This window comes from Intestinibacillus massiliensis, assembly GCF_900155735.1.
In the GTDB taxonomy this organism is placed as follows: Bacteria; Bacillota; Clostridia; order Oscillospirales; family Butyricicoccaceae; genus Intestinibacillus; species Intestinibacillus massiliensis.
This window is the reverse complement of sequence record NZ_LT707058.1, coordinates 156,812-161,673: the sequence shown is the minus strand read 5'-3', so window position 1 is coordinate 161,673 and position 4,862 is coordinate 156,812. Positions and strand designations below refer to the sequence as shown.

8 protein-coding genes are annotated in these 4,862 nt (G+C 62.9%); 5 read left to right on the top strand and 3 right to left on the bottom strand.

Annotated features, from left to right (window positions below; all coding sequences use genetic code 11):
- The 3 genes from CZ203_RS07750 to CZ203_RS07740 form a co-directional block, all read left to right on the top strand.
- Window positions 1-246: Gfo/Idh/MocA family oxidoreductase (locus tag CZ203_RS07750; RefSeq protein WP_235847483.1), on the top strand; the 246-nt coding region annotated here is incomplete at its 5' end.
- A 36-nt stretch (window positions 247-282) separates the two neighbouring features.
- Complete coding sequence (locus CZ203_RS07745; RefSeq protein WP_087065553.1) at window positions 283-1,158, top strand: aldo/keto reductase; 876 nt, start codon at window positions 283-285, stop codon at window positions 1,156-1,158.
- Between the two features lie 99 nt (window positions 1,159-1,257).
- Window positions 1,258-1,626, top strand: a complete 369-nt coding sequence (locus tag CZ203_RS07740) for a DUF4186 domain-containing protein (RefSeq protein WP_087065552.1) — start codon at window positions 1,258-1,260, stop codon at window positions 1,624-1,626.
- 158 nt (window positions 1,627-1,784) lie between these two features.
- Here the strand turns inward: CZ203_RS07740 and CZ203_RS07735 are convergent, their stop codons facing one another.
- A complete protein-coding gene (locus tag CZ203_RS07735) occupies window positions 1,785-2,528 on the bottom strand; it encodes a YebC/PmpR family DNA-binding transcriptional regulator (RefSeq protein WP_087065551.1) in 744 nt (247 codons plus the stop codon).
- 154 nt (window positions 2,529-2,682) lie between these two features.
- On the opposite strand from CZ203_RS07735, the gene CZ203_RS14710 reads away from it, so the two are divergent.
- Window positions 2,683-2,838 carry a hypothetical protein gene (locus CZ203_RS14710; RefSeq protein WP_159456423.1) on the top strand — a complete coding sequence of 52 codons (156 nt, stop codon included), beginning with the start codon at window positions 2,683-2,685 and terminating at the stop codon, window positions 2,836-2,838.
- Window positions 2,839-2,955: 117 nt separating this feature from the next.
- On the opposite strand, the gene CZ203_RS15365 is transcribed toward CZ203_RS14710, so the two are convergent.
- Window positions 2,956-3,129, bottom strand: coding sequence for a ribonuclease III domain-containing protein (locus CZ203_RS15365; RefSeq protein WP_456236198.1), 174 nt, complete (start codon window positions 3,127-3,129; stop codon window positions 2,956-2,958).
- Window positions 3,130-3,356: 227 nt separating this feature from the next.
- Between CZ203_RS15365 and trxA the strand changes: the two genes are divergently transcribed.
- Complete coding sequence (trxA, locus tag CZ203_RS07725) at window positions 3,357-3,671, top strand: thioredoxin (protein WP_087065549.1); 315 nt, start codon at window positions 3,357-3,359, stop codon at window positions 3,669-3,671.
- Between the two features lie 104 nt (window positions 3,672-3,775).
- Here trxA and CZ203_RS14705 read toward each other — a convergent pair.
- Window positions 3,776-4,862 (bottom strand): putative glycoside hydrolase (locus CZ203_RS14705; RefSeq protein ID WP_159456422.1); only part of this gene is annotated, 1,087 nt, incomplete at its 5' end.

The following is a 4,862-nucleotide window of genomic DNA, read 5'->3' as shown; positions in this document are numbered from 1 at the left end:
CCCGTGCGCCACGCGGGGCGGCGCGAGGCCGCGCTTGAAATGAGCTGGATGGGGCGCTTCCTCGACGCGTACGATACCGAACTGCAGGACTGGGCGGACGCGCTCCTCACGGACGGCGTGCCGCGCGGCCCTAGCGCGTGGGACGGCTATGTGGCTGCCGTGACTGCGGACGCCTGCATCCGCTCGCAGCAAAGCGGGCGCGAGGAACCGGTCGGGCTGCCGGTGCAGCCGGCCTTTTACCGTTAAACCAAATGGGGACCCGCCGGAAGGAGGCGTATTTTTATGGAAGCCTATCGGCTCCGCAACGGGGTGGAAGCGCCGGTGATCGCGCTTGGCACCGCCCTGAACGATGATGAACAGCAGGTGGCGCAGTGCGTGCGCGACGCGGTCGGCCTGGGGTACCGCGCGATCGACACGGCGGAAGCCTATCACAACCAGCCCGGCGTCGGCGAGGGCGTGCGCACCTGCGGCGTGCCCCGGGAACAGCTTTACCTGTCCTCCAAGGTGTGGAACACCCATCACGGCTATCAGCCCGCGATCGACGCGTTTGAAACGGCGCTGCGCGAACTGGGCGTGGACTACCTCGACCAGTACCTGATCCACTGGCCCGGCCAGACAGATAGCTTCCTGGAGACCTGGCGCGCGCTGGAAACGCTCTATCAGCAGGGGCGCGTGCGGGCCATCGGCGTCAGCAACTTCCTGACGCACCACCTGGAAAAGCTGCTCGCGCACGCGGAGATCCCGCCCATGGTCAACCAGCTTGAACTGAACCCGGCCTTCGTGCCGGCTGAAACCGTGCGCTTCTGCCGGGAACATAAGATACAGGTCGAGGCCACGCGCCCGATCTGCTGGGGCAGGGTCGACCGGTTTGAACCGGTGCGGCGCATTGCGGAAAAGTACGGCAAAACCCCGGCGCAGGTCGCCATCCGCTGGCATCTGGAAAAGGGCGTGCGGCCGCTGCCCAAATCGATCCATCCGGGGCGTATGGCGGAGAACATCGGCGTTTTCGACTTCTGGCTCACGGAGGACGAAGTCGCTGCGATCGACGCGCTCAACACCGGCGTGCGGGAAACCGGGCAGGACCCGGATACCTTCTGGATGCTGGATACCGATTTCAAGGCGGAAAACGAGCGCATCATGGCGAAACCCGCGCCGTAATGGCTCCCGCCCCCGCCATACGGGGCGGCAAGCGCTGGCGCCCTGGCCGGTTTTGTGATATGATAATATAAAAATACCGGCTAAGGGGGGGCATGGCGCATGGCGGGAACAGGAGGGCCAGGCATACAGGACATGCTGAACCGGCTGTCCGCCTCGGATTTCCGCCGGCGGTTCCGCCTGACGGAAAAGGACAAGGCGTACATCCGGGACAAGGGGTGGGATACCGTGCGGCGGCACGCGTACGACCTGATCGGTAAGCGGCTCGCGCCCGCCGCCATCCCGAACGACGGCAGGCAGACCCCGATGCGCGGGCATCCGGTCTTTATCGCGCAGCACGCCACGGCGACCTGCTGCCGCGGGTGCCTGTACAAATGGCACCGCATCCCGCCCGGCGCGGCGCTGACGCAGGCGCAGCAGGACTATGTAATCGCGCTGATCCTTGCGTGGCTCGCGCGGCAGATGCAGTGATACGGCGCAAAACGGCATAAAAGAGGTGCATGCAGCCTTGCATGCACCTCTTTCCGTTTGTGTCACCCCCGCGTGCGGTTACCTAAAAAAGCAGCCCTCCCCTGCAAAAGCCGGCAGGGAAGGGCTGCTTTTTAAATCCTAGATTTTGACCGCGAGGCTTAACCCTCGTAATCGTCCTCGTTCTCCCAGTTGTGCCAGACCGACTGCACGTCGTCGTTGTCCTCGAGGTTGTCGAGCAGCTTGCGCATCTGCGCCATGTCCTCTTCCTTCTCAAGGGTGATGTAATTCTGGGGAACCATTTCGATTTCGGCCTCGATAAACTCCAGGCCGGCCTTTTCGAGCGCCTCGCGTACGGTGCCGAAATCCTCGGGCGTGGTGTAGACCTCAAAGGACTCCTCGTCCGCCTGGAAATCCTCCGCGCCCGCGTCGAGCGCCAACATCATGGTCTCGTCCTCATCCAGTTCGCCGCGCTCGATGATCATGACGCCCTTGCGGTCGAACTGCCAGCCGACGCAGCCGGTCGCGCCCATGCCCGTGCCGTATTTGTCGAGCAGGTGGCGCACATCGGACGCTGTGCGGTTGCGGTTGTCGGTCAGGGTCTCGACGATGACGGCGACGCCGCCCACGCCGTAGCCTTCGTAGGTGATCGCTTCATATTCGACCTGGCCGTTTGCGCCGGAATATTTGTCCAGCGTGCGCTTGATATTGTCGTTGGGCATGTTGTTCGCCTTGGCTTTGGCCACAACGTCGCGCAGGCGGGAGTTGTTGTCGGGATTGGCGGAGCCGCCCTCTTTGATGGCAATCGCCATCTCACGGCCGATCTTGGTGAAGATCTTGGCCTTCTTCGCATCATTCGCGCCCTTGCGCTTGGCAATGTTATGCCATTTGGAATGTCCGGACATCTATGCATTCTCCTTTAACAAAACAATTTATCCTGTATAGCATTTTATCAAAGTTTAGGTAATGCTGCAAGTATACGCCTAAAAAAATTTGCATAAACACGCAAAACCGGGTCAATACTAGTTGCAAACAAGTGAAAAGCGAGGTGAGTTTTCTATGTCTAAGAACAATCAGAACAACAGCCAGAACAACAACCAGCAGAATAGCCAGAACAACAGCCAGAGCAACAACCAGCAGAACAGCCAGAACAACAGCCAGCAGAAGAATCAGCAGAACAGCCAGAACCGTAAGGAGCAGAACGACTGCTACTAACGGCTAAACTGCACAAAAACGGGAACGGGACCGCTGCGGGGAACAACATTTCGCGCAGCAGTCCCGTTTTTTATCCTTCCGTCCCGTAATCCGCCGCGATCAGGCCGTACAGCTCGTTCACGCGGTCGTAATGCCCGGCGAGGTAGAGCCNGCGCGCGCCTGTGCGGGCGCGCAGACGAGCGCCACCGTGCGGCGGTGCAGGTTGCGCGCGGTCTGTGTGCCGCAGGCGGCCAGGTGGGTGCGCGTGAGCAGCTCGTACACGCTGTCGCCGATATGGGCGAGCGCGAGCACGCCGAGCCGGTCCAGCGCGGGTTTGTCCAGAATGGGGTGTAAAAAGTCCTGCAAATCGGACGCCTCATTTCTTTGTGAAATTAGGGGAATTTGTTAAATTTCTGTGGCGGCATTGAACCACAGCAGGGGATATGTTAAAATTATACCGCATGGGGGCGCCACCTGTAAAGCCCGCCCCCGGGGAAAACGTATACTAGGTATCGCTGGAAATAGAGAGGAGCGGCAAAATGGCAATCTTACATCTTACCGAAGCGGAATTCGACAACGAGATCAAAAGCTCGACGGTTCCGGTGCTCGTAGACTTTTGGGCAAGCTGGTGCGGCCCGTGCAAGATGCTCGCGCCCGTGCTTGAAGAGATCGACCAGGAGGTCGCGGGCAACGCGAAGGTCTGCAAGGTCAACGTCGACGAGCAGCCCGCGCTGGCGGCGCGCTTCGGTATCATGAGCATCCCCACGATGATCTTTTTCAAGGGCGGGGAGGAATCCGGCAAGATGGTCGGCGTCCGCGCCAAGGAGGACATCCTGGGCGAGCTGCAAGCATAAAAGACGCAAGGCCAGGGGGCGGTGTGGGGCATCCACGCCGCCCCCTTTATGTGGGACGGGAAAACCCCGGGATGGCAGGTGCCATCCCGGGGTTTTGTCGCAGTTTACGGCGCCACATAGGCGGCGATTTCGCCGTTCGTGGCGGAGGGGGAGAAATAAACCGGCTGGCTGCCCGCAAACAGCGAGGTCGCAAGCTCCGCGCTGTCGTACATGGGCACAAGCTTCGCCGTGTCCGCGCCCTGCACCCGGCCGACGATCGTGCGGATGCTGTCGCCGCTCGTGGCGGTCTGCACGACCATCGGGACGTAGATGCGCGCCGCACCCGGCGTAAGCGCCGCCAGGTCCTGGCCGGAGGGCTGGTCAAAGCCGTTTTCCGCCGTCGGGTTGTCGATGCAGACCGAAAGCTCCATCCCGCCCGCCGCGGCCTTGAGCGCCTCCAGGGTCTCCGCCAGTTTGGCGGAACGCGCGGCCGGGTCGGCATAGCCGCCGTAGCGGATGCGGTCAAGGCGGCCGGTGCCCTCGGCCGGCCAGCCGTAGGCGCGCAGCACGGCCTCCTGGAAGCCCATGCCGGAAAGCTGTTGCACGAGGCCGGATAGGTAGGCATTCGCCGCGTCCGCGCCGGGGTCAAGGTAGCGCGTGTTGTCCGCGGCGCGCCACACGTTGCCGTTGGTGCGGTGGAGCGCGGCGGTTTCGTCTGCGGCCGCGCGGGCGTCGTCCTGATAGGCATACAGCACCGCAGTGACCGGGAGGCCGTCCGCCTGGAACGCCTGCACGGCGGCGGCGAGCGTATCCGGCGTGCCGCCCCAGGCAAGGTTGCCCGCGGCGTCCTTGACGACGATGGCAACGCCGTTGATCGCGCCCTGCGCTTGCAGCGCCTTCACCTGCCCCAGGTAGGCCTCGTCGCCCAGGCGGCCTACGGGGACTTCCAGCAGCTTGGGCGTGGCGGATACGGCCAGCGGCGCGGGCGCGGCGCCGTCGTCGGGCGGGGTATCCTGCCCCTCGCCGCCGCCCTCGATGTCGAGGGGCACGTCCACGTTTCCATCGTCCTGCGTGTCCGCCTTGCCCCACGGGAGGTCAAAGTGCACGCCGTCCGAGGAATACACCATACGATCCTGGAAAAAAAGAAGGAAAACGGCGCCCGCCACGACGAGCAGTGCGAGCAGGACCAGAATGCAGTTGCGGATGCGGCGG